At 60.5% G+C, this 620-nt stretch carries 1 protein-coding gene; it reads right to left on the reverse strand.

Annotation, left to right across the window (positions count from 1 at the left end; translation table 11 throughout):
- Positions 1-620: acyl-CoA dehydrogenase C-terminal domain-containing protein (locus J5M56_RS23830; protein WP_207937924.1), on the reverse strand; the 620-nt coding region annotated here is incomplete at both ends.

Consider the following 620-nt stretch of genomic DNA (forward strand, 5'->3'; position numbering starts at 1 on the left):
GTATCATCCCGCGCCTCCAGCAAGTCCAGCTCATGCTGGCAACCCGGCACTTCCCATGTCAGGAAATACCGCGCCGCCTGCAACTTGCCCTTATAGAAGTCGACATCCGCCGAATTGCCTTTGGCCAGGCCTTCCTCGGCGCGGATCGCCTGCTCCAGCCAGCGCCAGCCGATCACTGCGTGACCGAACACTTTCAGGTACAACGCCGAGTTCGCCAGGCTGCTGTTGACCTTGCCTTGGGCCAGATCGGTGAGCAGGCCGATGGTCACGGTTTGCAAGCGGGCCACGAGTTTTTCCAGCGGTTCGCGCAGGGTGGTCAACGAATCGTACGCAGTGGCACGTTCGGCCGTGTTGGCGATCAATCGAATCAGCTGCTTGAGACCGGCGCCACCGTTCTGCGCCAGTTTGCGCCCAAGCAGATCCAGCGACTGGATGCCGTGGGTGCCTTCGTGGATCGGGTTCAGGCGGTTGTCGCGGTAGTACTGCTCCACCGGATATTCACGGGTGTAGCCGTGGCCGCCAAGAATCTGGATCGCCAGTTCGTTGGCTTTGAGGCAGAACTCCGAAGGCCAGGATTTGACGATCGGCGTCAGCAGGTCCAACAGTTCATGAGCCTGTTT

The sequence above is a fragment of the Pseudomonas sp. 51_B genome, from assembly GCF_017491595.1.
GTDB lineage: Bacteria > Pseudomonadota > Gammaproteobacteria > Pseudomonadales > Pseudomonadaceae > Aquipseudomonas > Aquipseudomonas promysalinigenes.